The organism is Weissella sp. MSCH1, assembly GCF_045799135.1.
In the GTDB taxonomy this organism is placed as follows: domain Bacteria; phylum Bacillota; class Bacilli; order Lactobacillales; family Lactobacillaceae; genus Weissella.
In genome coordinates, this window is record NZ_JBJMBA010000042.1 from 1 (window position 1) to 24957 (window position 24957).

Annotated in this window: 26 protein-coding genes; 10 read left to right on the forward strand and 16 right to left on the reverse strand. The window is 42.7% G+C overall.

Translation table 11 applies throughout. The features are described 5' to 3' along the window. Positions 1-117: 117 nt before the first annotated feature. Positions 118-540, reverse strand: coding sequence for an MFS transporter (locus ACJ28U_RS07090; RefSeq protein ID WP_407618833.1), 423 nt, complete (start codon positions 538-540; stop codon positions 118-120). 116 nt (positions 541-656) lie between these two features. On the opposite strand from ACJ28U_RS07090, the gene ACJ28U_RS07095 reads away from it, so the two are divergent. Continuing rightward, entirely contained in the window at positions 657-950 is a 294-nt protein-coding gene (locus ACJ28U_RS07095; RefSeq protein ID WP_099088483.1) for a hypothetical protein, read from the forward strand. Positions 951-1002: 52 nt separating this feature from the next. On the opposite strand, the gene ACJ28U_RS07100 is transcribed toward ACJ28U_RS07095, so the two are convergent. The 3 genes from ACJ28U_RS07100 to ACJ28U_RS07110 are packed head-to-tail and all read right to left on the reverse strand — an operon-like array spanning position 1003 to position 4545. Beyond that, entirely contained in the window at positions 1003-1632 is a 630-nt protein-coding gene (locus ACJ28U_RS07100) for a phosphatase PAP2 family protein (RefSeq protein WP_407618834.1), read from the reverse strand. 5 nt (positions 1633-1637) lie between these two features. After that, entirely contained in the window at positions 1638-2825 is a 1188-nt protein-coding gene (locus tag ACJ28U_RS07105) for an ATP-binding protein (protein WP_407618835.1), read from the reverse strand. 37 nt (positions 2826-2862) lie between these two features. Then, positions 2863-4545 carry an alpha-glucosidase gene (locus ACJ28U_RS07110; RefSeq protein WP_407618836.1) on the reverse strand — a complete coding sequence of 561 codons (1683 nt, stop codon included), beginning with the start codon at positions 4543-4545 and terminating at the stop codon, positions 2863-2865. A gap of 156 nt (positions 4546-4701) precedes the next feature. On the opposite strand from ACJ28U_RS07110, the gene ACJ28U_RS07115 reads away from it, so the two are divergent. Continuing rightward, on the forward strand, positions 4702-5544 hold the full coding sequence (locus ACJ28U_RS07115) for an aldo/keto reductase (protein ID WP_043708775.1): 843 nt from the start codon (positions 4702-4704) through the stop codon (positions 5542-5544). A gap of 63 nt (positions 5545-5607) precedes the next feature. Here the strand turns inward: ACJ28U_RS07115 and ACJ28U_RS07120 are convergent, their stop codons facing one another. From ACJ28U_RS07120 to ACJ28U_RS07130, 3 genes are all read right to left on the reverse strand, one after another. Beyond that, positions 5608-8130 (reverse strand): leucine-rich repeat domain-containing protein, encoded by a 2523-nt coding sequence (locus ACJ28U_RS07120; protein WP_407618837.1) that lies wholly within the window; start codon positions 8128-8130, stop codon positions 5608-5610. A 112-nt stretch (positions 8131-8242) separates the two neighbouring features. Further along, complete coding sequence (locus ACJ28U_RS07125) at positions 8243-8815, reverse strand: uracil-DNA glycosylase family protein (RefSeq protein WP_407618838.1); 573 nt, start codon at positions 8813-8815, stop codon at positions 8243-8245. Between the two features lie 81 nt (positions 8816-8896). After that, positions 8897-9055 (reverse strand): hypothetical protein, encoded by a 159-nt coding sequence (locus tag ACJ28U_RS07130; protein WP_172437065.1) that lies wholly within the window; start codon positions 9053-9055, stop codon positions 8897-8899. Positions 9056-9269: 214 nt separating this feature from the next. Here ACJ28U_RS07130 and ACJ28U_RS07135 point away from each other — a divergent pair, with 214 nt between their 5' ends. Then, positions 9270-9842: a TetR/AcrR family transcriptional regulator gene (locus ACJ28U_RS07135; RefSeq protein WP_407618839.1), complete on the forward strand. Its 573-nt coding sequence runs from the start codon at positions 9270-9272 to the stop codon at positions 9840-9842. Positions 9843-9911: 69 nt separating this feature from the next. On the opposite strand, the gene spxB is transcribed toward ACJ28U_RS07135, so the two are convergent. From spxB to ACJ28U_RS07165, 6 genes are all read right to left on the reverse strand, one after another. Beyond that, entirely contained in the window at positions 9912-11732 is a 1821-nt protein-coding gene (gene spxB, locus ACJ28U_RS07140; protein ID WP_099088489.1) for a pyruvate oxidase, read from the reverse strand. Positions 11733-11886: 154 nt separating this feature from the next. Next, the gene (locus tag ACJ28U_RS07145) at positions 11887-13038 is read right to left on the reverse strand and encodes a serine hydrolase domain-containing protein (RefSeq protein ID WP_407618840.1); all 1152 of its coding nucleotides are present in this window, start codon (positions 13036-13038) and stop codon (positions 11887-11889) included. Between the two features lie 58 nt (positions 13039-13096). Then, positions 13097-13303 carry a hypothetical protein gene (locus ACJ28U_RS07150; RefSeq protein WP_407618841.1) on the reverse strand — a complete coding sequence of 69 codons (207 nt, stop codon included), beginning with the start codon at positions 13301-13303 and terminating at the stop codon, positions 13097-13099. A 57-nt stretch (positions 13304-13360) separates the two neighbouring features. Further along, positions 13361-13960 (reverse strand): hypothetical protein, encoded by a 600-nt coding sequence (locus tag ACJ28U_RS07155; RefSeq protein WP_407618842.1) that lies wholly within the window; start codon positions 13958-13960, stop codon positions 13361-13363. A 42-nt stretch (positions 13961-14002) separates the two neighbouring features. Further along, positions 14003-17206: an Eco57I restriction-modification methylase domain-containing protein gene (locus ACJ28U_RS07160; RefSeq protein ID WP_407618843.1), complete on the reverse strand. Its 3204-nt coding sequence runs from the start codon at positions 17204-17206 to the stop codon at positions 14003-14005. A gap of 166 nt (positions 17207-17372) precedes the next feature. After that, complete coding sequence (locus ACJ28U_RS07165) at positions 17373-18233, reverse strand: hypothetical protein (protein ID WP_407618844.1); 861 nt, start codon at positions 18231-18233, stop codon at positions 17373-17375. A 56-nt stretch (positions 18234-18289) separates the two neighbouring features. Here ACJ28U_RS07165 and ACJ28U_RS07170 point away from each other — a divergent pair, with 56 nt between their 5' ends. From ACJ28U_RS07170 to ACJ28U_RS07200, 7 genes are all read left to right on the forward strand, one after another. Further along, positions 18290-18598, forward strand: coding sequence for a hypothetical protein (locus ACJ28U_RS07170; protein WP_407618845.1), 309 nt, complete (start codon positions 18290-18292; stop codon positions 18596-18598). Between the two features lie 57 nt (positions 18599-18655). Next, complete coding sequence (locus tag ACJ28U_RS07175) at positions 18656-19009, forward strand: hypothetical protein (protein WP_407618846.1); 354 nt, start codon at positions 18656-18658, stop codon at positions 19007-19009. Positions 19010-19071: 62 nt separating this feature from the next. Then, positions 19072-20184: an FtsK/SpoIIIE domain-containing protein gene (locus ACJ28U_RS07180; protein WP_407618847.1), complete on the forward strand. Its 1113-nt coding sequence runs from the start codon at positions 19072-19074 to the stop codon at positions 20182-20184. Continuing rightward, the gene (locus tag ACJ28U_RS07185; RefSeq protein ID WP_407618848.1) at positions 20181-20687 is read left to right on the forward strand and encodes a hypothetical protein; all 507 of its coding nucleotides are present in this window, start codon (positions 20181-20183) and stop codon (positions 20685-20687) included. Before ACJ28U_RS07180 ends, ACJ28U_RS07185 begins: the two co-directional genes overlap by 4 nt. Positions 20688-20792: 105 nt before the next feature. After that, the gene (locus ACJ28U_RS07190; RefSeq protein WP_407618849.1) at positions 20793-21653 is read left to right on the forward strand and encodes a hypothetical protein; all 861 of its coding nucleotides are present in this window, start codon (positions 20793-20795) and stop codon (positions 21651-21653) included. Then, positions 21646-21846, forward strand: coding sequence for a helix-turn-helix domain-containing protein (locus ACJ28U_RS07195; RefSeq protein ID WP_407618850.1), 201 nt, complete (start codon positions 21646-21648; stop codon positions 21844-21846). Before ACJ28U_RS07190 ends, ACJ28U_RS07195 begins: the two co-directional genes overlap by 8 nt. A gap of 101 nt (positions 21847-21947) precedes the next feature. Then, a complete protein-coding gene (locus ACJ28U_RS07200) occupies positions 21948-23015 on the forward strand; it encodes a tyrosine-type recombinase/integrase (RefSeq protein ID WP_407618851.1) in 1068 nt (355 codons plus the stop codon). 141 nt (positions 23016-23156) lie between these two features. Here ACJ28U_RS07200 and rpsI read toward each other — a convergent pair whose 3' ends face one another. From rpsI to truA, 3 genes are all read right to left on the reverse strand, one after another. Beyond that, positions 23157-23549, reverse strand: coding sequence for a 30S ribosomal protein S9 (rpsI, locus tag ACJ28U_RS07205; RefSeq protein ID WP_010372194.1), 393 nt, complete (start codon positions 23547-23549; stop codon positions 23157-23159). Between the two features lie 25 nt (positions 23550-23574). Beyond that, complete coding sequence (rplM, locus tag ACJ28U_RS07210) at positions 23575-24018, reverse strand: 50S ribosomal protein L13 (protein WP_010372192.1); 444 nt, start codon at positions 24016-24018, stop codon at positions 23575-23577. A gap of 174 nt (positions 24019-24192) precedes the next feature. Further along, the gene (truA, locus tag ACJ28U_RS07215) at positions 24193-24942 is read right to left on the reverse strand and encodes a tRNA pseudouridine(38-40) synthase TruA (protein WP_010372190.1); all 750 of its coding nucleotides are present in this window, start codon (positions 24940-24942) and stop codon (positions 24193-24195) included. Positions 24943-24957 lie beyond the last annotated feature (15 nt).

Here is a 24957-nt window from a genome sequence, read left to right on the forward strand (position 1 = left end):
TGGCCATGAATATGACGAAAATGGCCATCATGGCGGGATAAAATCCCGTTATTTTTGGATAAAAAGAAAGAAGGAGAAGAAAATCCGTCGGATTTTCTTCTCCTTCTTCATTTTCAGCTAGAACTGTTCTGTCCCAGCCTCCATCGGAACATTTTCAAGAATAATGTTGAAGACCAAAGGCGTAATGACACCTGTTCCAATTCCTTGAATCACACGGCCAACTAACAGCAACGCGAAGGAATGCGACATAATCGCCACAATATCCCCAATCAAGAATGCCACAATCGCGATGATAAAAATTTGTCGTGGATTAAATTTTGCTTTTAAAAACGCTGAAGTGGTCATCACCAATGACACCATTAGCAAATAGGCCGTAGTCAGCCACTGCACCACACTCAACGAAATATTAAATTGCTTCATCAAATCCGGAAAAGTCACGTTCATGGATGTCTCTGTTAAAATACCCGTAAACGCTAAAATACCAGTCCCCACAATTGCCCAAATAATCTGCGGACTAACCGTTTGATCTGTTTTCGCCATACATCACTCACCCCTATTATTTCAATATCCCTAGTTTCCCACAAACCAATACCCACAACAACACTAAATTAACGTATAATGGGGACTAGTTATTATTCACTTGGAGGTCGCTATTCATGAATCATAAGGCAGCAAAAGCCTGGTCAATCACTTGGATTGCGCAACATGTTGCTTCATTTGTCTTGCTTGCCGGCGCGGTACTGGCCGCAGCGATTGCATTGACTGCTTTGATTATTGCGGTCGAAGAAATCGTGGCGTTGATTACGATGCAACACTTAATCAATACATACACAAACATTTACGGTAACGCCTGGGCAACGGTCTTCTGGCACTTTATCGTTGTCTTCTCACTGGTCGCTTTCTGGTCAGCCCTAGATACGTTTGTTCCTGAACCAAAAACAGAAGCTTAATTAAAAACGGTCACACCTAACACGATGAATTGTGCGGTGTGACCGTTTTTAATTAAGCTTTCTTAGGCAGAATGATCGTCGCTGCTGTTAACATCGTTGCTAGTCCAAGCAATAAGCCGGCTAGCGCATCACTTGGATAGTGCACACCCAAGTACACCCGACTAATTGGGATTAAGATGATGACTGCAACCAAAACGATTGTTGCAACCCCCTTTACCCACTGTTTACGGGCGTATAGCCAAATCAATACCAATAGAGCGCCATAAAACGCCATAGCATTGATGGAGTGGCCTGATGGAAATGAATACCCATGTTCGGTAATCAACCGGTTTGCTGTCGGCCGTAGCCGTTGGACAATGTTTTTAATAATCCACATTAAGCCAGCTCCCGCAACCACACTGAAGCCCACAAACGCCCCCATACGAAGACGTTTAGTGATAACTGCCCACGCAACAAACAGCGCCGTCAAGGCAACCCCCGTCGCTGGCTGGGCCAACAGCGTAATACCGGTCAAGAAGGCCGTTTTGCCAGGTGTAAAATCACCTCGAATCCAAGCAATTCCCGTGCGATCAATGTCTGAAATCCATGCTGCATGTTGCGTGACGCCCCACGCAAAAAAAGCAAACAGCAGTATCGCTAAGCCACTAATTGGTATTGTTAATCGTTTATTCAAAATGACCACATCCTCTAAAAAAATTTGGGCGATGCAGTCTGATGTTGCATTGCTGCAACCTGTCGTATCTGTAGCTCACGTGGTGGCACAAATTGATTACCCGCCAAGATGGCTTCACCAACTTGCTGTAATGCAATGCGTTGCCCCAATGGCGCAAGCGCCGGTAATTGTGCCAATTCTGTTGCCGTATTTAAACGGTGAATCAGGTAATTACCAAATTGTCCCAACAACCCAGCCGGCAAATCAAGCGGACTTTGTGTCGTTAACATCAAATACAAGCCGGCTTTACGTCCTTCACGTGCAACACGCAAAATGCCGTCCACTACACCAGGTTGTTGCAACAAATAACGGTGTGCTTCGTCAATCAACACCGTTACCGGCAACTGTTGCGTGTCTGTTTGCTTGATACGTAGCAACGCCGTCATCAATAATGACACAACAACCTTACCTAAACCTAAATTATCCGCTAATTCTGACAAATCAATGACCAGAATTTTTTGTTCGCTCCGCTGACTGCTAAACAACCGCATCAAATACATCACATCAGTTCTCATCCCCACCGTCGCAATTTTCTTACGACTTGGCAAATTGAATAACTGCTGAAAAGCCGGTTGACTTGTTTGACTTTTAATGCGACGAATTAGTGGCAACAGCGTCCGAAAACCAGCTTGATCAACTGTCTGACCAATCAAATCAAAATCATCTGTTGGCACAGCAAATTCTTGCTGCAACTGTTCTGGCAGCAAATGCATATCGGCCGGTTGCGGATAGTCATACAATCGTTGGGCATCCGCCTCAAACGTTGCCCAAGGACGGTCAATCTTTTGATAAATCCCTGACTGACGGACAACGTTCTTCTGGATTTTCAAACTTTGCCAAGCATCAACCACTTTCTCTGTCGCCACTGCCTCCGTGACGCCAAATATTTGCGCGATTTCTGCACCCGTTAGTTGTTCATAATCAATAAAAGCGTTGTAGCCCAATTTTGCAACGACGGCGTGTGGCAGCTTCGTGTACTCACCAGTTGGATCGATAATAATCGTCGTTTGGTTCTGCATCATCAAGTCATGCAAAATTGTCACCGCACTCGTCGACTTGCCACTACCAGTCGCTCCTAGAATTAGCAGATGTTGTCGCAACAAATCATCTGGCGTTACCGCAAAATTATCAGTCAACGCAATCATTGTGATGAAATCCCCCATTCATTCGTATCTGTTCTTTAGTATACCAACAAATGGACTAAGAAATCCCCATTACCACAGCCGTATATGGGGCCATCGTAATGCGGTGCCCGCTCATCGTGACTTCCCCCGATTGCGTCAGCACCTCACCAACCTGAATCAGACTAAATCGTGATGATTGCACACTTAAATTGACCAACACGGTAATCAGCCGGTCACCTAAGCGCCGTTGGTACGCGATGACATCGGCCGGCAGACGTGTTAATGGATGAAAGGTGCCATCAATAATCACATCATGCCATTGTGGCTGACGACGCACTTTGGCCAGACCACGGTAATAGTTTAAGACTGACGCTGGGTCTTGCTCCTCAGTTGCAACGTTAATATCAGCCCGATGCTCCCCCATTGGCAACCATGGTTCAACTTCTGAAAAGCCACCAAACGTTTCACCAGTCCATTGCATTGGCGTGCGGGCATTATCCCGTGACTTCGCATTTAACCATTGCAGTGCTTCTGCCTCTGAGAAGCCGTCACGGAGTGCCATTTCATAGTTATTCAACGATGAGACATCATTGAATTCCGAAATATGCCGACGTTCAAAATTTTTCATCCCCAGTTCTTGCCCCTGGTAAATAAACGGCACGCCAGGCAGGAAATAATACATCGTCGCTAAGCTTTTTGCTGCGACCGCTGTTTGATAAGCCACATTCGGCACTAGTTTTGATAAGACACGTGGCTGATCATGGTTTTCCAACACGTTACCCAAATACCCTTCAATCGCTTGCACTTGCTGTTGCGATTCAAAGAGCAAATCACGTAAATCACTGGTGGTCCATGCCGACCGGCCGCGGTACCATTCATCAACATTTTCAACTTCAATATTTATGTACGAAAAATCGAAAATCATTGAAAAATAACCATCCGGTCCAATGTACTGATGTAAGTCCTGTTGTGGTACGCCATATGCTTCACCAATCGTTACGGCATCGTACTTCGCGAACGTTTCCGCTTTCAACTCACTTAGAAAACGTTCAATCCCCGGCCGGTTTTGCCCCTTCTTTGTTACCGAGACCAATCCATCGCTACCGTCTGCCGGTAAACTTGCCCAATCCAAATCCTTTTTTAAATGCGTAATCGCATCAATACGAAAACCGGCGACACCTAGGTCTAGCCACCAGTTAACCATGTCATAGATTGCCCGGCGTAGTGCTGGATTTTCCCAATTCAAATCCGGTTGTTCCGACGCAAAGGTATGAAAATAATAAGTCCCGGGCTCATTCGGTACTGGTGTCCATGTTGAGCCGCCAAAAATGCTGCGCCAATTATTCGGTACCGTGCCATCTGTTGTAGTCTTAAAAATATAAAAGTCACGATACGGACTTGCTGGATCCGCTAACGCTTGTTTGAACCAGGCATGTTGATCCGATGTATGATTGACTACTAAATCCATCACGATTTTAATTTGACGTTCGTTAGCTGCCGTTAGCAGTTCCTTGAAATCAGTCAGCGACCCAAACTGTGGGTCGATATCTTGATAATCTGAAATATCATACCCCATATCAACCATGGGTGACTTATAGACCGGCGATAGCCAAATCGTCGTAATTCCTAACGATTGGATATAGTCTAGTTGGCTAATCACGCCCTGAATATCACCAATACCATCATGATTACTATCTTGAAAGGAACGGGGATAAATTTGATAGACCACTTCGTCTTGCCACCAGTGTCGTTGCGCCATTGCTGTGCCCTCCTCTTAACTGTGCGTGTTCTTACCGCCAATATACCGAATTACTTCCTAGTCGTGCAAAGATTTGCTCTTGATAATGAGAGCGTTTGCATAAATTGCTTTTTAGTGAGAAAGTATGGTTATCAGATGAAAGTGAGGTTACATCAAATGGTTAACATTCCAACACTAACTTTAAATGACGGACATCCACTCCCTGTTATGGGATTAGGAACATACCAGATACGTGGTGGCGCTGGTCGTCAACAAATTCTGGCAGCCATTAAAAGCGGTTACCGTTTAATCGATTCTGCCACAAACTACGACAATGAAGGCATTGTTGGCGAAGCCATTCGACAGTCTGGCGTGCCTCGCAGTGAATTGTTCATCACATCAAAGTTGCCCGGTAAATATCACGGCTACGATGATGCTTTGATGGCCATTCAAGAATCATTGGCTCGCATGGGCTTGGACTACTTCGACCTGTTCATTATTCACTGGCCACTCCCAAAGCGTGATAAGTACGTTGAAGCTTGGCAAGCGTTGGTTACAGCTCAGAAGCTTGGTTTGATTCGTTCAATCGGGGTTTCAAACTTCGAACCCGAACACTTGGACCGCATTATTGATGCAACCGGCGTCAAGCCAGCCGTGAACCAAATTGAAATCCATCCTTACTGGGTTCAAACGGACAACGTCCAAGCGAATATTGATCGTGGCATCACGGTCGAGGCTTGGAGTCCACTTGGCCGCGGTGGTGGCGCCATGCGCGAACCAGTCGTTCAGGCAATTGCGGACAAGTACGGCAAGACACCGAGTCAAATTATCACCCGTTGGCATATCGACCGTGGAATTGTCCCAATTTTGCGTTCAACCAATCCGGTTCACCAACGCGATAATGCGACAATCTTTGATTTCAAACTGACCGCTGAAGAAATTGACACGATTAACCAGCTAAATCGTGCCGATGGTCGAATTGACGGGCAGGATCCTAACGAGTACGAAGAATTTGAATAGTAAAAAAGGTCGCCAATCTCCTGATGTAATCAGATGATTGGTGGCCTTTTTCTCACACTATTTCTATAAAATTTTGAACCAGACTAAGAAGCCCCATGCAATCCCTAATCCGGCCAGACCGCCAATAACGCTCGCAACCGTATCAAGCGTTGACCACGTTTTAGTAGCGGTTGCCGGTTGGTTCACGGCCCTGGTACTAGTCGTTGCTTGCGCCGGCTGACGTGTTGTCGCACGGTCAGACGCTTGGTTAACTACCGAAGCAGTTTGTGGCGCGACGGACACTGCTTGAGCACTCTGGACTGGTCGCGACGCTACACTCGTCGGTACCGTTGCTGCAATTTGTGTTGGTTGCGTCCTTGACGGCGCCGCCACAGCACTAACCGCTTGGCTACCCACCTGGCTTGGCACACTAGTCGCGACGCTATTTGGTGCTACAGTTTGTGAGGCGACTACCGATGGCAAGGTTTGCGTGATTGCCGGTGTCGTATCAACCACCTCACTTGCTGACATTGCCTGACTAGCAGCCGCCAATGTGATACTCCGCTTACCGGCTAACGTTGACCGTTTTGCTGACGAAGCCACTTTCTGTGTCGCCGCAGAGTGCTTAGACCGCGTCTGGGTCGTCATCGATGAGCTTTGGTGTATGTGAGAAGACTGGCTGCTAAACTGCTGCGACGAATGAGACTGCTTACTCGTTAGCGCCTGACTTGATTTTGTATGTGACGTCGCTTGGCTCATACTTGATGACTGTGAACTGGCCTGGCTAGACTGGGGCGCCTGTGAGCTAGCTGCTAGCGATCCTGGTAAGGTTGCCGTTGGTTGACTGTCAGGAATGCCAGTTACCTTAAAGGCAACATCATAACGATGATTATAACCAATACTAGCAATATTCACATGCATATTTTCCATAAAGTACGGATTCGCAACTTGTGCTGGCGTTAGATGAAACTTTGTCGTCATTAAGGTTGCCACACCAACCGTCTTCGTTGATAGTCGCTCACCATCCTTAAAAGTTACGCTATCATCCCCATAAGCACTAGGCACACTGACATTGACATATAAGTAGCCGCCCCCGGTACCATCAGCTTCAAACGTCGCATCTGGTTGCACATAGTTACTGGCAACCGACGTCAATTGACTACCATCACCTTTCAGTACAGCTAATTTCACTGCAATTCGTTGTGATTCTGGTGAGGTTGTCTCAACCGCCTGTTCAAACGGTTGTGTTATCGTACCAGAGAAACGCTGACTGTTACCGGTTGCCGCTGTGTTATCCCACGCCAAATAACCAGTCGCACCAGCCGTGACCCCGGTAAATGTGACCTGGTCAGCCGTTACCGTTGCGTCAGTATCTGCTTGTGGCGTAATTGCGACCAGCGTGCCGTCAATCGCTTTTGCAGTCACTGGCACGGTGACGTCTGTCTGACCCGCACTAACCGAGGCGGCTGGCAACGTGATTGACTGTTGCTTAGCATTCACATAGGTTAACCCCGTCATATTAGCTAAAGGCGTTAAATCCCGTACATGATTACGCAGCAAGTTCACATAAGTCAAATTCGTTAAGCCAGCGATTGGTTGGAGCGTGGTCACTTGCGCATTTGAGAAATTCAAACTCGTCAACGACGTCAAATGCTGCAGTGGCGTTAAATCAGCGACTTGATCTTTACTAAAGTTCAAGCTCGTCAATTTCGTTAACTGTTGCAACGCGGCCAAACTTGTAATTTGATCATTAAAATCAATTGATAACTCCGTCAAATCTGGCATCGCCGCAAATGTTGGCATCATCGCATCCGTTAAGCCCATTTGCGAAAACGTTCCCTGTTGCAACTTCGTCAAAGTGCTTAACATGCTGATATCGTTGCTACGATTATTACCAATTGAAAGTGTGGTTAAATTGGTCAGTTTAGCAATTGGCGTAAAATCAGTAATTTGATTTGAACCAACCTTTAATGACGTTAATTGCGTCAACGGCGCCAATGCACTAACATCCGTTAGTTTGTTACCTGCCAAACCTAATTCGCGCAGTTGATGCAAATTGCCTAGTTCGGGCACACTGGTTACTTTCGTATTCTGCATTTCAAGTGATGTTAACGTCGTCATCTGATTAAGCGCCGCTAACTTTTCAGGAACCAACCCATAATCGTCTGCAACCAAGTTTAAACTTTTAATCGGTGTACTTGTTAAAGGCGTTAAATCAGGCAGGACGGTCGCTTTATTCATCCGCAAACTAACATCCTGCAACTTAGGCAGCTTGGCTAACGCACTAATGTCTGAAATCGCATTCCCAGTTAAGTCAATGATGCTGAGATTAGTGGCGTATTCCAAACCAGTTAAATCCGTGATGCCGTCATAAGTTAAATTCAATTGCCGAATTTGGGCAACATTACTTTTAGTCAGTGGCACACCGGCACCCAACGCACTTTGTAGTGCTTGACGCAGCGCTGCATCTGGTACCCAGTCAGAGGCATCATCAGTTGCCATGGCAATATTGTCAGTCGCGTAGGTTGGCGTTGACATAATCGTCACGCCGCCCAACACACTACTAAATAGCAACCCGCCAATCATTGCCGTCCGCTTTATATTCATAAGATTCTCTTACCTACACATTCTAGGTCGGCATGTTCATAGCCGACATTAAATTAGTCATACTTTTAGGAGTGTACAGGAATACTTACTAATAAACAATGTTTTCACAAACTTATTTGGCCAAAATCGTCGCCACTCGTTTTTGAAGTGCCGGCACAACCGTGGCTTCAAACCATGGATTCTTAGCCAGCCAAATGTTGTTCAGTGGGGATGGGTGGGCCAACGGAAAATACTTAGGCCCAAAATCTGCAAAGCGTTTCACAATCGACGTTAAGGTTTCACTGCTCTTAACGTCTAAATAATACTTTTGCGAATAACCGCCAAGTAACAAAATCAAGTCAATATTCGGCATCGTCGCCATGATCCGTTGATGCCATTCCTGTGCCACAAATTTGCGTGGCGGCAAATCACCCGTTTTCGCTTTACCTGGATAATAAAAATCCATTGGCAAAACGCCAATTAAACCTGAATCATAAAATATGTCACGATCAATGCCCATCCACTCTCTCAGTCGGTCGCCACTCTTATCATTGAACGATACCCCCGTCTGTTCCACCTTCAATCCTGGCGCTTGACCAATGATTAAAATCCGGACATCTTTCCCGACCATGTAAATTGGCTCAAGCCCGCGCTCAGTAAATGATTGATTCCGTGGGTCAGCCATAATTTCTGCTTTTAAGTCCATTTCCCCCGCCTCCTTGTTACTGCTATCATAGCAAACTAACGTAAAACGCTCACACCAATTAATTTCAGTGCGAGCGTTTTGTTAGGCATTCAATTTTACTAACACGACCAGCCAAAGTACTAACATAATCCCAAAAAGTATATCTAGAATCGTCCAAAACTTTGTTTGCTGTTTACGCGTCATCATCAGTGCTATCCAGACCACCACTGTCACCACGAATAACGTCACAATTGCTGACATCGTCCCACCTCCTCATCATAAACCGTACCCCATAAGTTTATGATACACTTGGTCACCTTACTCACTCAATGCCCCGTCGTTGTCATCTGTAAACGTCAGCTAAAAATAAATTGAAAATGAAATAAGACGGCATTAAATATGCGCTATATAATATATGTCATGTATGCAATACTGTTTTATTAGATTGCCACATTAACAATTCAAGGAGGTAATCATGCAATTCACTGACTCTGACATTCAAATTTTTCAAGCATTTGCTACAGTCGCCCAACGTACCGCATCGTTTTCTGATATTTCAATTAAAGCGATTGCTGATGAGGTCGGCATCTCACGCCAGGCTATGTATCAAAGTCATTTTCGCAATACCGACGAGCTATTAACAACGTTGTATTACTACGTTGATCAGGATATTCAGGATGAAATCAAAGCGGTTGTCACGGAGCGGGCTGGTAGTCCATCTATCATTCATCACCTGGTTTATGCTGTATTACCACTGATTTATGACAAACGTGACTTCTTTCAAATCCTTTATTCTGATAAAATCAACTCCACTTGGAACGGCTTTATGGAAGACCGTTACAGTGATTTACTACTACCACTTTTTCAAGATCGCTTACATATGGGCGTGATTGTCCCAGCGACTGTGCAATCTAAAGTAATTATCCATGAATTCATTGGCCTTGTGTCAATCTGGATGAATCAAACTGAGCCGGTCTTACCAGAGGCCTTCGCGCCAATTTTGATTTACGCCCTGAACAATTCTGCTAGCACAATGATTAATAATTAACACCATAGGAAAAAGCAGCTAAGTGTCGTTAGCTGCTTTTTTGTGTATGGTTATCTAATTTAGGTGTGTTTAGAAGCTAAACTTATTTCCTTCGTCAGCCTTAATGTAGTTTGACGTCAAACCTTCACCTTCCAAGTATTCACGGAATGGCACTAGGTCTTCCGCCTCATACTTTTCCTTGTAGGCTGCAACGACATCATCACTGTACAAGTTGGTATCCAACTTCAATGTTTCAACTGGAATTGGACGATCCTTTGTAATCTTGGCATCCACTACCACTACACGACCTTGCTTGTAGTAATCAACCGCTTCTTGCATAACGCGATCAATATCTTCAATGCGGTTAACCGTCAAACCAACGGCACCTTGCGCCTCACCAACCTTGGCGTAATCAACGTCAGTGAAATCTACCCCGAAGTTGTACTCGTTAGTATCCTCATACTTGTTCTTAATGAAGCCGTATTCTGTGTTGGTAAAGACGACATTGATAACTGGCATGTCATAACGAACGTTCGTAACCACATCAGGGTATGTCATTGAAAAGGCCCCATCACCGATGATGTTCCAAACTTGACGGTCTGGGTACGTGTTCTTTGCCCCGATTCCACCAGGCAAAGCGATTCCCATCGTCGCGAACAATGGTGATGTTCGCCACATGTTCTTAGGATTCATGTGCAAGTGACGTGTTGACAATTGGGTCACGTCACCGACATCAGTTGAGAAGATAGCATCTTCATCAGCCAACTTGTTAATCGCATTGTAGACTTGGTAAGCCTGCAATGGACCTTCTGTCTTCTGCTCCAACTTGTTCATGTAATCGCGCCAGTTTTGCACGTTCTTAACGTTTGCACGCCACCAAGCGTTTTCTTCAACAGGGGCTACCTTTGCCAACAACGCTTCAAGCGTCTTACCTGCATCCGCCAAAATGGCCACGTCCGTTTCGTGACGCTTACCAAGCATTGCTGGGTTCGCATCGACTTGCACAAACTTCTTAACGTTACGGAATGTCCCTTCAACTTCTGAGAATGGGAAGTTTGTTCCCATAAACAATACTGTATCAGCTTCCAATACCGTTTCGTTAGCTGGCTTCCAACCAACACGGAAGGTTGAACCCGTTAATGCCTCAAAATCCCAGTCGAAGTTATCAAAATTCTTACCTGTCGTAATGACTGGTGCCTTAATTTTGCGTGACAACTCTTGGACTAAATCACCGTGGCCTTGTGTACCAAATCCAGCATAAATCACTGGACGCTCAGACTCAGCCAAAATGTCAACAACCGCATCGATATCAGCTGCTTGTGGCTCAACTGGTCGGTAGTTTTGGAACTTAGGACCCGATGAATACAATGGTGATGAGTAAATTGAAGCGGCGTCAAGCTCTGCAAACCCAAAGTCGGCAGGGACTTCAAGTACCGCAACACCATGTTGTGAGATAGCCGTACGAATGGCATCATCCACCAAGTGAGGCAATTGTTCAGCCGTTGCGACACGACGGTTATACACCGCAATGTTTTCATACATTGGATTTTGGTTTAGTTCTTGGAATGAATCCATATTCAATTCGCGAACTGGCTTTGAACCTAGGATGGCCAGCACGGGGATGTGATCCATTGCGGCATCATACAACCCGTTAATCAAGTGGGTCGCACCTGGTCCCCCTGAACCAACTGTTACCGCAATCTTACCACCGAACTTGTATTGCATAACGGCAGCCATGGCACCAATTTCTTCGTGCTTCACTTGAATAAACTTGATGTTGTTTTCTGGATTTCCCATTGCATTCATCAAGCCGCTAAGCGTACCTGATGGAATACCGTACATGGTGTCAATCCCCCAACCTTCCATGACTTTCAATGCTGCTAATCCTGCAGAAATCTTCGTATCTGACATTTCAATGCCCCCCATAAATTTAAAGCAAACGTTGTAAGCGCTTTCTTATTTACATTGTATTTTAAGTAAGCATCGATTGTCAAGTTTCTGGGACTATTTGCGAACCGAAAGTGAAACATTCCGCTGTTGCATGTGGACGCAATGCTTAGCGCCTTTACTCAACTGTTAGCAGGCTATCGTAGAGGTGATTAACAAGATCCACATTCGTGTGTACCTTGGTTGTATCTTCGTTGCTTAACCAAATAACCATGTTTTTACCATCTTTGCTCATTTTTACTGAAGGCTCAAAGCCTAAAATAATCCCGTGCATCCGATAAGCATTGCCATCATCGTACATCCCACTCGCATAGGTTTCATTAGGCGCCAGGCGCATCATTGCATTAAATTGCAGCTTTGAAATAATCTTGTTGCTTAACTCATCTCGCAGTAATTTATAGAGATTACCAGTCGTCATCTCAATACTACCGGTCCCAATTTCTCGGTTAAAGATATTCGGATTATCAAAATAAGCCGTCCCATCTGCCCCATAGTTTGCTGTTTTATATGGACTGTTAATAAAATCGTTGTAGTCCGTATAATCGATATGATGCTGACCCTTGAGCGTTTCCTTCAATAAATCGGCATAAGAACGACCAGTAACCTGGCGCAAGATGCCAACTAACGCGACGTAATTACCAGCTGAATAGTACCAAGCCCCACGTTGATCCATCACCAATTGTGATAACGCATACTTTTCATAGCCTGCTTCATCAAGGGTGGCTTCCGTTTTACCAATTTGATTATAGCCAGCTGTCATATTCAACAATTGCTGTACAGTAACTGTGTTGGCTGCCGGTAATTGTGGTAAATATTGGCTCACCTTATCAGTTAACTTAATCTTTCCTGCCGCCACTTGTTGCATCACAAGCAATGCCGTTAGATTCTTCTGGAGTGATGCAATCCCGTACAAAGATCGTGTTGTCGCCGGCTGATTAGTCTGCTTATTTGCCAGGCCATATCCCTGATTGAGAATGATTTTACCGGCTTTGGCCACTAATAATGTGCCACTTCGACCCGTCGCTTTGACTTGCTGGTCAATCGATTTGGCCAAAACTGACTGTGGTTGCACGGGCGCGTTTATATTTTGCTTAACCACCGGTTTATGAATTTTCCGAACCTTTGGTGCTGCTTCGTGGCCAATTACCCCATGCGATAGATAGGTGACCGTACCTCCTGTGACTAAAATCGTCAGGATTGTCGCACCAAGTATTTTACCAACTCCCATAATTTCCCCCTCAACTGCCGTTAGCTGCTCCGGACTAAACATAAAGTAACTAACGCTTTGATATGATGCTGTCAATTATACAACGGCGGGTAGTTTTCATTTAGTCACAATTGCCCATATTTGTTAAAGATTGCAATAGACGCAAAAAAGCACTTATTACCGAAGTAATAAGTGCTTTTAATGTTTTTTGAATCGTTCCCAATCCAGAAAGTGAAAATCGAAAGATTAACGCTTTGAGTCCGATAAGTTGATAATCGTTGACACCGAATGCCTGTTTAATCAGCATTTCACTTTCAATGACCGTCAATGATTATCAACACGTTTCCCATGATGTTTCCCATGAATGCCAACAGACATGTACATATCATTTATTAGCACCATCTAATTCATCAATTTGAACTTTGTTAAATTTCAGACTCTTTTTTAAGTCCACGAATTGGCTTTGATTTAGTTTAACTTCCACAACATTCTTGCCTGTTCCTATTCCGTACATCACGGGCAAGCCAGGTTCATTCACATAGTAATCCGAACTGTAGTCCTTATTGAAAAAAGGATTTCTATATTCAATCACGAAATGTCTTTTCTCCCGTTTAATTGTATTATCATTACCTTGGCCATTACTATGTCCAACAAGTGTTCGCATTTCTTGTCCAGGCGCTAAAGGCACTCCTTTCATTCCCTCGAAAGGACTCCCCGCAACTTTAGCATCACCATTACTTTCAAAAGCAGGCGAAATTTTCATATTTGTGATTATCGCCGTTGTTTGACCGTAATTTTTCAAAACAAGTTCTTCCATGTAGTTACCGTTTTGCCACCCCCGTTCATAGCTAATAAACACATTTGGCCTGGCTTGCTCATCGCGTACTTTAGCATCCATGAAACTTTTCCAGATAAAGGTCACCGCGGATACTACTATTGGCAGCGCGATACCTGTAATACTAATCCAATTATCAACCGTCAGCATTTTACCCCAAATACCATAACCTTCCTTGGAATCTAAATAACTTTACTTCTTTTTGGCTGCTAGATGAGTCTCAATGAAGTCATCCATAAATTGGTGTATTAATCCCACTTCTTCTTCTGTAAAACCGTACAACTCATAGATACGCTTGTCCAATTCTGATTCTGCGGTTTCAATTGCATACGATTCATGTTCAACCAGCTGCTCGTATTTGGTTAATATTTGTACGAGGTTAGTCCTATCATCCACAGGAACCGCTTTCAGCTGTGCCTCCACTGTCTCAGTAGCCGTTAACGACACGTCCTGCCAATCAGAAAATTCAATTTTCATCTCCCGATTAAATGGCACATTATAGTTCTGAATACTTTCAATCGATTTCTCAATCACTTTCACCTTGGTTGCTATGCTTGCTTGAACTGTTTCGTTCACTTTAGGAATTGGAAATTTTTCTAACTCGCCTTTTTTAAATTGTGGAAACGTTTTTCGAGAAAACTTGTTAAATGTATTCACAAACCAGAATGACAACGCCTCTGAATTTAAAATAGCCAACACATATTCAGGCAGATACTTGAAATCAAAAATATTATTTGAATTTCGATCATTAATGAACTCACCATCCGTCAGCGCCGCTGAAACCATGTGGTTACTCATCATCGGGATTTGTCGAACTAAGATTCTTGTACCTTTGAATTGCTGTTCACTTCTTGGAGCAGCCAGGTTCTTACCATATTGTATATATTCACCCGTCCAGTCAATTTCATATCTCCGGACATCACGTCCCTGTAAATATTTTCGCCAACCTGTATGAAGTTCATAGCTATGATAAATTCGACTTGTCGTCATTTCTTTAGTTTGCGAGGGCGTCCCTTTACCTACTTCATACGCAACAAGCCCTGATTTAACCGTTGCAACCGATGCCAATTCTCTAACACCCGTATTAAATTTTTTCATTAACTTTGATGTTGATTTATCTAATTGGACCAATATCTCATTTGTATTAGTTAGCATCTCATCTGGCTTATAGGTTTCAATACTTTGAATAATACCTTTTCGCCATTCACCCAACTCCAAATATGTTGGTGCACCTTTTTTAAAAATAAGAAGCGCATTGTCTACGACAGCGTCCTCAAACATTTTGTCAAACATATTGATAACTACTAAGTTTTGAGTGTGCTTAAGCAAAAATGTTCGCATGCGGGAAAATGTTTCAATGGTCATCCACGTGTTAGGAATGATATATCCAAAATACCCGCTATCCTTCAATAAATTGTATCCCTTCTCAACAAATACTCTATAAAGGTTTGGTTGATATTGACTCATAATGGGGTAATTTTCGTTATAGTACTGCTTTTCTTCTTCGGTTATTTTATTTTCTCGTGAAGTTAAATATGGTGGATTACCGATTACGATATCAAATCCGCCTTCAGCCATGATTTCTGGAAACTCTTTCGCCCAGTCAAACGGTATATCAGTCAAACTACTATCGTTAATAATCGAATTTCCCACTTTAATGTTGTCGTCCAAAGTTGTTAGTGGTTCGCTTGAAGATGCCGTTTTCAGCCACAAAGACAGTTTTGTGATTTCAACCGATTCTGAATTAATATCTACTCCGAATAAATTGTTTCGAAGAATTTCTGTTCTCAAATCCCAGAAATCCGTTTGCCCGCCTACCAACTCTCTAATTTCTTTGTCGATAGCTTTATTTTCTCGTTGCAAAATATCAAATGCGGCATTTAGGAAACTTCCACTACCTACCGCAGGGTCTAGGATTTTTATATTATGCAACTTTTCACGAAGCATATTCAGATTGTCTATCTGTCGTTGAACACGCTTCGTAATACTGTGGCTAAGCTGCGTTTTTCCCTCATTTTGAAAAAAATCAATGTCTTCGGGGGAGATGGCTTTGTACTTATCAACTCCTAATTTTTCACGCTGATCTTGAATCCAGTTTGAAATCGTCATACTCAACAAATATTGCGTTACGTTTGCTGTAGTATAAAAAATCCCATCCTTTTTTCTTTTTGACACAAGCTTTTGGGTAGTTTCATTCGAAAATTCATCCGTCAGTTTATCAATATCCCCAATTGCTTGTTCAAAAATGTGGCCGAGAATATTAACGTCCAAATCTGAAACGAAATCATAATTATCAATATCAGCAAAACGCAATACTGCTTCATTGCTAACATAGAGGGTATCAAGGTTTTTGTCCCTCTTAAAAAGACCACCATTAAACCGATTTATAGCTGGATTATCATTACCGCGATCAATTTTTCTGAATAATTCACTTAGACTATTCCAAAGTGCGTATGGATCTCTGTCTAATTTTTCTTGTCTAATCTGGATGGCACTCGAAAATGCATCTTCTGGTAAAAAGCCATAATCCTGAGCAAAAGCGATGAACAAAAATCGATCTAATATTTTTTGCGCAGCTCTAAAAGCATCACGATAATGAATTGGCTCATCTTCGCGTTTTTGGCTCTGAATAATATCTGAAATCAAAAATTCTCGAGTTTCCAAATACGTTTGATAAAAATCGATAGATATCTGTTCATCATACACAGTAGTTTTTGATCTCAAATCAGATAGTCGCCCACTTTGTGCATTTGAATGACGCAATAGCTGCGCTGGACTTAGCAATGCAAAAAAACGTTCTAACTCATAATCACTTTGAAGCAAATCTTCCAAATAGATTACAGACCATTCTCCTTGAACGGAACCATAAATTCTTATTTCTTTGAAATTAGACACGATAACAAAATTAGGGCGCCGCTCATATTTTGTTGAATAACTAAATGCTTGTTCCACGGGAGAACCGGTGAAGTCTGCTCGTCCTTGCTTTTTATCAAGGTTAACAATCTTCATATCCTTCATTTCAACAATAACATCTGGCTTCTTTTTAAATTTTGCATCTTCAGTCGGGTTAACCAAAATCATATCTGCTTTTTTACTATCAGATGATGTTGATTCTTCAAAGTACATTTGATCATCCGAATAACCAAGTGCCTCATTGAATATCTTTTTAAAGAAGTAAGGCCGCAATTGTTCTTCATTATCATTGACGTGATTACCACCCAGGTCAATCGATTTCATAAAATCCGATACAGCGGCCCTCGCTTGATCAACTTCGGATTCGCTTACTAATCCTTTTGAGATTCTATCTCTCAACAACTGTTCTTTAATAAAAGGATGAGACGGCCCCTCGACTTCTCTCCTCAATACTGTACCCACCATTTTTTGCACCTTTATCATTTCGTTCAATAGCTTTATTGTATCATTCTTAATCTTGGGTTTAGTGAATAAATTCATAACGTCAAAAAGCCAGGCATTCAACAATCAACTAGGAAGTCTGTTAATTGTTGAATGCCTGGCAAACCTGCTGTAGGCAAATTATCAAATTTTACGTCTCACTCACAAGCTAAAACGGAAACGGTGAATCTAAGTAATCCGAACTTGTGTAATAGTTTATCAGATCGAGAACTTCTTCTTTTGACAATTCATCTCCCGAAACGCTTTCTATTTCTTTCCTTAAGTCGTGTATACCTTCAATACGTTTTTGATTTTCATGCTGCCAGTGGAATGCTATGTCCTTAATATTTTTAACTTCCATTTCGTACTTTTCAACCAGAGAATCAACCTCAGTGTTTCGCTTTTTTTGTAAGTCGTATACGTAATCCAATAAACCACGATTTAATTCTTCTGGATCCCCGACATAATTCTCCAATGCTATTTGAAGCTGTTTTTTTGTCATACGCAACTTTTCGCGAATCTCGATAATTTGTATATTTAGTAATTCAGGTAAATCTCTCCAAATTGACTGAGTAATATGGTTAATAAATCTAAGTGAATATGCAACCGTTGCCTTTCTCTGAAACCCCGTCTTCGTTTTTTTAATCGTAACTGGCTGATATTTTTTGGGGAACTTTTCGGCTTCTTTTCGCAAGTACCGTTTGATAGTGTCATCATTAATTTTTGTAAATTTAGTTTCAAAATCTATCATTTCTGATACATACAGAATCCTTCTTTCTCCTCTGATTAACGCCAGCGCCATATCAACATCTATCCAGACGTTATCTTCTATATTTGACTTAGCGCCTTCCTTTCGCCCTCCAACACTTTCGTCAAGCTTAATAGCCGCAGTCAACTCAACTTCCAATTCTTTCCAACGCTCATCTGAAATCTTCACTGTCATTCCCTCCACATTATTTTTCAACTGGAATCCGTTTGTAAACTTTCTAATAATGTTTTTATTGATACTTGCTGATTGTTGTTTTTTCAAGTTTATCAGAAATTATCAATAATATTTACCCATTCGGGTGTTAGGAGGTCTTCATCATGAACGTACTTAATGAACTATCAAATTTGTCCGACGACATAATTTCATTTACTCAAGAACAATATGGTATCGCATTAAAAGTAATCGACTTTTCGTTTCAAAAGCGTACTTTCAATCGTGGAGTAGATAAAGGATTTATCGCTTTCTCTCTTATCGATGAAGGGAGATATGCTTCTCACATCGAAATGGCACTCGACAGTCATTACTACAATCGCGACATTCCGGTACTACGAATCACAAAAATTCGCTCAAGTTTTATCAGAGGACGCGTTCTTATTGTTCATTTTCAGATTTGGGACCCTTGGTAACAAATCAAACAGTAAATCAAATATCACCTCTTTTTGCACAATGAAAGGACATATATCATGCAAATCAAGCCATCACATTTCTCTCTAAGCATCGCCGAGGTTCTAAATCAACCGGCAACACAGCTTGAAAACGGTCAAACGGCCATCAAGGACTTAGCCGCAATTATGACTGGCAAGCCAGGCCAAGATAACCGTGTAATCGAAGGAGTGGAACAAATCCGCACTAAGTACCCAGTATACATTGATGATTTGGATCTTAACTTTGAAATCACGGTAAAGGACGTACCAGTCAAGAACCTTTCACTCGGTTCTTCAGTCGTATTCCACAACGTAACGGGCGGTCTGGCTGGTTCTGCTAACAACGTAGTTTGGGTTAACGCGGAATCTATCGAGGCCGTCGGTGCAAAGTAATGGATTTATCTAACTGGTCATTTAGCGATTCTGCACAAACCTATTCATCGAGCAGTTCTAGCATGAAAGATGTAGTATCAAGAATCATCAAGCATATCAATATGAACTACGGAGATAACATCAACCATGGAAATCATGATTTCGATGTAATTATTGATGAAGAAAGCAAAGTTATAAAGGTCGCACTCGCAGTACCCGGAACAATGTCATTCGATAACGCCACATTCGCAAAACTCTACCCATTGATTGCCACGGCAGCTCGACCACAGATAACAGTTGACCGACCGGAGTTCATGCGGATTGAGTCTACTGATTTACACGTCCCATTTGGGGATGCCTTTGTATATCCATACCGTGACGGAACGACCGAACGATTGCACGACACAGATGAATCTCTTTTTGAGTATTTCAACAAAACGAACAGGATTCCTCTAATGCGCGGTGTGGACTACGATTATTTGCATTATCCTCATATGCTTATTCAAGGCCTATCTGGATCTGGTAAAACAATGTTCGCAAATATGATATTGAAAATCTTGGTCCGCAAATTCCCCAATAAGCAGGTATTGGTAATTGATCCGAAGGTTGACACGATGAGTCGTACGATGACATTTAATCCACTGTATCGAGGTAAGGTACGTTTGCTAGTTCCAGATAAGGAAAAGCGCGATGCCTCGTTTTTGGAATCTCTCACCAGTGAGTTACAAAGGATTGACGACATTATGAATGAACGTCAATGGCGCATGCTTGAAACGGGAATCGAAGAGGCATCTATCGCAGACATCCATGAAGAGCCCCTCTTTATTGTTATCGATGAGCTAGGTTCTCTTGTAGGGTCTGTTTCAAAGAAGCCAATTAAGGACGCATTCCTTGCAGTATTGACCCGTATTGGAAACTTAGGTCGCTCGGCCGGTGTATTTTTGATCCTAATCAGCCAAAACGCAGACGCCACGACCTTACCAACCAATTTAAGACGGACAATCAGTTTCAAACTCGCATTAGGAAACATGTCATCTGAAAGCCTTCAGTTCATGTTCCCCGATTTAACCCAGGATTCTCTTCCCATCTTGCCGACAGATAAGTTAGGTGGGAAGGGACGCGGACTCTTATCAATTACTGGGCAATACGACACAATTTTGCCATTGTTAACACCGTTCCAAGGAGACACACAATGATTTACTATCGATGGATTATAGGACCACTCGTCCTGATCAATACGCTAGCCGCTCTCCTGATTGATTGCATATTTCGGTACTATCCTTTGGTCATGCTGATTCCAGTTAAATATGCTGTCCATACCACTCTCAGGTACTTCATAATCTTGGTGTTTCTATGGTTTTTCATCAACTTAATTACTGGACAACTAAAACGCGATTTGGTCTCGGCTTCGTTTGGCATTTGGTTATCTCGTTTTGATAGCTCGATAACAGCAAACACCAGTAAGAATGAAATCTCAAATTTTTGGTTGAAAACTCTCCGGATTAAGAAATCAAAAAATAATTTGGTACTACGTGTTTTCTTTGGATTTAACGGTGGAATTGCTAATGAACTAAGGTCACGCTTGAATGAAAATATCGAATTTTTGAACAAGCGATTTCCGGATTACCATTTCAGTGACGTTGAAATGGCTGGGAAGCATAATTTCAAAATTTTGGGAACCAAAATCGTAGATAGATAAAAATTTGGGGCTTGTGGACTGCGCGTCCAAACGCGCAAAGGCCAACAAGCCCCCTTACTTTATTCTATATAACACAACTCGCCGTTTTAATTTAAGAGTTTAATTATGAGTAAGATTAATCATAGCCGAAAACCACTGATTCTAGGTCAACCTGTGATAGCTAGAAAATATGGGCAAAACGTCGTGCTACAGACAGATTTAAAACGCGGGCGTCCTGAACACATTAGCCATGTCAAAACGGCTGATGTTCGTGGGCAAAACACCACCTCTTTAAAACGCACAATGACTCAAATTAGAGAATTAATTGCCGCAAATTTCGATGGTAAATTAGGAAAAGGGGGCGTCTTTATCACTCTGACCTTCTCGGATGACACTATTGGCGGCAACGCTAAATCAGCGTCGTATGAATCAGAAAAATTCGTTAAGCGTCTCAAACGATGGTTGGCTCGTGAATTTCCAAAAAAATCAGTTGTTTATCTATCCGTCATCGAACCTCAACCTAAGCGATCGGACAATGTCGGAATGTTAATTTGGCATTTTCACATTCTGATGAAATTTGAAGATAATTCTCCTTTCAGAATAGAAAAGCAATTTTTGCAAGAGAAACTTTGGAAACAAGGCGTTGTGTGGATTACCTCTTTATCGAGTTACAAGAGCGTATCAGGATATGTCGCGACATACCTCACTGACTTATCTTTGGAAACTTCAAATAACAAAGCTCGCATAAAAGGCGAAAAGCTTCGACTATACCCTGCCGGGCTTCGAATTTACAGAGGCAGCCAAAATTTAAAACGCCCATTGGTAGAACGTTTTGAGACAAAAGCGGATGCACTGGAAGCATTCGGATTATCTGATGGAACGTCAAACTTCGTTTCAACATTCGAATGGTCCCATGAAGAAACCGGATTTCAATTCACTAGCGAATACTACCAACTACAATACAATGAGGAATGTAAGGATGAGTAGTTCTATCATTCAAAAGCAACTTCTACACTTGTCTGAAGCTGCTGAATATTTGGGGATTAGCTTCAATCAATTCAACAAGTATGTGCGAAACGACCCTCAACTAAAAATCGTAAAAATTGGCGAGGTACTATTGGTACCTGTCAAGTCGTTAGACCAATACATGGAGGATTTGCCACCTGTAACGGTTCGATAACGATGCCGGCCTGGTGCCGGATACATATATTTTTACTTCCCAGCCGTGGTATTATGTGGATATGTCTGTTGGCATTGGGAGTGTAAGAAAGGACATAAACAATGCCAAGTTTTGAAAAATTAAACAATGGAAAGATTAAGGCCGTAATCTCAATGGGCCGTGGTCGCCGTCAATCGAAGACCTTCCCCGACCGCCAAACGGCTAAAATTTGGGCCTTTGAAAATGAACGTTTGAAGGCCCAAGATATTTTACCAACCGGTCGTAAAATGCTATTTACTGACTTCTATGATACGTGGTTCGAAAACATTCGTAAGCCTGATTTGAAAGAAGCCACAATGAAGAACTATTACAATGCCGCTAAGATTAACCACCTTCTCTTTGAGGGGATGACACTTGGTGAATTTGAAGAGCATTTGCCCATCCAACGAATCTTGGACAAGTATGGTGAAACCAAGTCTCAAAAGACAGTGACGGAGTATATCAAAAAGCTTCGTGCTGTCTTACGATATGCTTTGCAAGAACAGATGATTTTCCATGACATTACCAGCGCTCTAAAGCCTCGTGGATTGAAGAAGCCAACTCGTCGAAACCATGCGTTAAACATGACTGATTTTGAAAAGCTACGTCGTTACTTATTCGAGCATCACGAAACTAACTTCAATTTAATCACGTTATTAGCAACCGAGACAGGCGCCCGGCGTGGTGAGCTTTTGGCCCTAACGAAGTCAGACCTTATCGCAGAGACCCACGAGATTTCATTGACAAAGTCTCTCAGCCCTGATTCTGACGACCTATCAATGAAAACAGCTGCTTCAGAACGAGTAGTATCTGTGACTCCTGACGTTTTTCAAATGTTAGTGGATAAAGAACCAAATGAGCTTGACCGTATCTTTGATACAGATAACTTCCAGCATGCTGCTTTATTGAAGAAGCTTTTGGTTAGCCTTGATATTGAGCCAACCACCTTTCACGGATTACGAGATTCATCTAGCTCGTACATTTTCGCTAAATTTGGTGAAGAACACGCCGATCAAGCCATCATGTATATTTCTAAGCGACTTGGTCATGCTGACATAGCAACTACACAGAAGTACTATCTAGAACTAATGCCTGAGGCAAAGATGAAGCAAGACGCAATCGCTTTGAATATTTTAAATTCAGCGCGCTAAAAAAGACGACCCACAACATAAAGTCATGAGTCGTCTTAATTTTTTGATTCGTATTAAGTAGGTTGAAGCACCATGTTTCCCATGATGTTTCCCACAAACTCTCGAATTCGTTGATATACCGCTGTTTCCAGCAAGTTGATATTAACGCTTTGAGAATTGTGAAGCCTTACGGGCCTTCTTCAAACCTGGCTTCTTACGCTCCTTCATACGAGCGTCACGAGTCAACAATCCAGCCTTCTTCAAAGCTGCACGGAAGTCAGGATCCACTTGCAACAAAGCACGTGAGATACCGTGACGGATGGCACCAGATTGACCTGAGAAACCACCACCGTTTACGTTAACCAAAACATCGTAGTTTCCTAGAGTTTCAGTAACGTTGAATGGTTGTACCATAACCTCACGCAAGTTAGCGAAAGGAATGTATTGTTCAGCTGAACGACCGTTGATCGTGATGTTACCGTTACCAGGTACCAAACGTACGCGGGCAACAGAGTTCTTACGACGGCCAGTTCCGTAGTATTGTACTTGAGCCATAATTAACTATTCTCCTTTCGTTAAATTAAATAAGGTTAGTGATATCCAACACTTCAGGGTTTTGTGCTGCGTGTGTGTGCTCTGAACCAGCAAACACGTGCAACTTCAAACCTTGTTGGCGACCAAGAGTACCCTTTGGCAACATACCGTGAACTGAAAGCTCGATCAAACGTTGTGGGTTCTTCTCTCGCAAATCACCGGCCTTGCGCTCCTTCAATCCACCTGGGTGGTTTGAGTGGTGGTAGTAAATCTTGTCCGTTGCCTTCTTACCAGTCAAAGCGACCTTTTCGGCGTTGATAACGATAACGTTATCACCTGTGTCGACGTTTGGCGTGAAAGTAGGCTTGTTCTTACCACGCAAGATTGATGCTACGACAGTTGACAAACGTCCCAATGCAATATCAGTTGCATCGATGACGTACCACTTGCGATCGATCTCACCTGGCTTTGCCATATAAGTTGTACGCATGGAAATTTCCTCCAATATTCTGTTTGTTTACTTTACCAATAATTAAAAAAGTCGTACCAGGACATTCCCATTGCGGTGTGGTAAACAATACCGAGATTTATCTTACCTTTTTTCAACCGAAACGTCAACGGAAATACGCCCTAGATTTAAACTATTTGCTTGTTTTCGCGTTTTTTAATAGTCAACTGACATTAAATAGAGACCCTGTGCTGGCGCTGTAAATCGTGCTTGTTGCCGATCTTTCACTGCAAACAATCGCTGAATGTCATCAACCGGCCGTGACCCGTTACCAATTTCCAGCAAAACGCCGACCATGATGCGAATTTGATTATACAAAAAACCATTCCCGGTAAATTCAAACCAAATTTCGTCCTCTTCCGGTTTCTCCCACATCTTAGCAGAATAGACCGTACGCACCGTTGTTTTTTGCTGGAAACCAGAAGCAACAAAACTCAACCAATCGTGCTCTCCCACATAATCACCAATTGCTTGCTGCATCAATGACGTATCAATACGACGGTGCCAGTGCCCCGTGTAATTACGCTTAAAGGGATCGATAAACTCTGTCGTCGACAACCGATAGCGATAAGTCTTATTGTGTGCACTAAATTGTGCGTGGAATGATTCGTCAACCTTTTCAACTGACTTAATGCCAATGTCATAAGGCAACATGGTTGATAACCCTTTTCGAACCGCTTCATTTGGAATATCAAACGGTAAGTCAAAATGGACAACCTGTCCTTGCGCGTGTACTCGTGCATCAGTTCGTCCCGAGCCTTGCACCCGAATGTGGTCCGCTGGATCTTTAGCCATCTTATTGACGACTTTCTCCATTTCTAATTGCACTGTTCGTTTCCCAGGTTGCACCTGCCACCCGTAAAATTCAGTGCCATCGTATGAAATTGTCGCTTTATAGCGCGGCATATGCAACACCTCTTA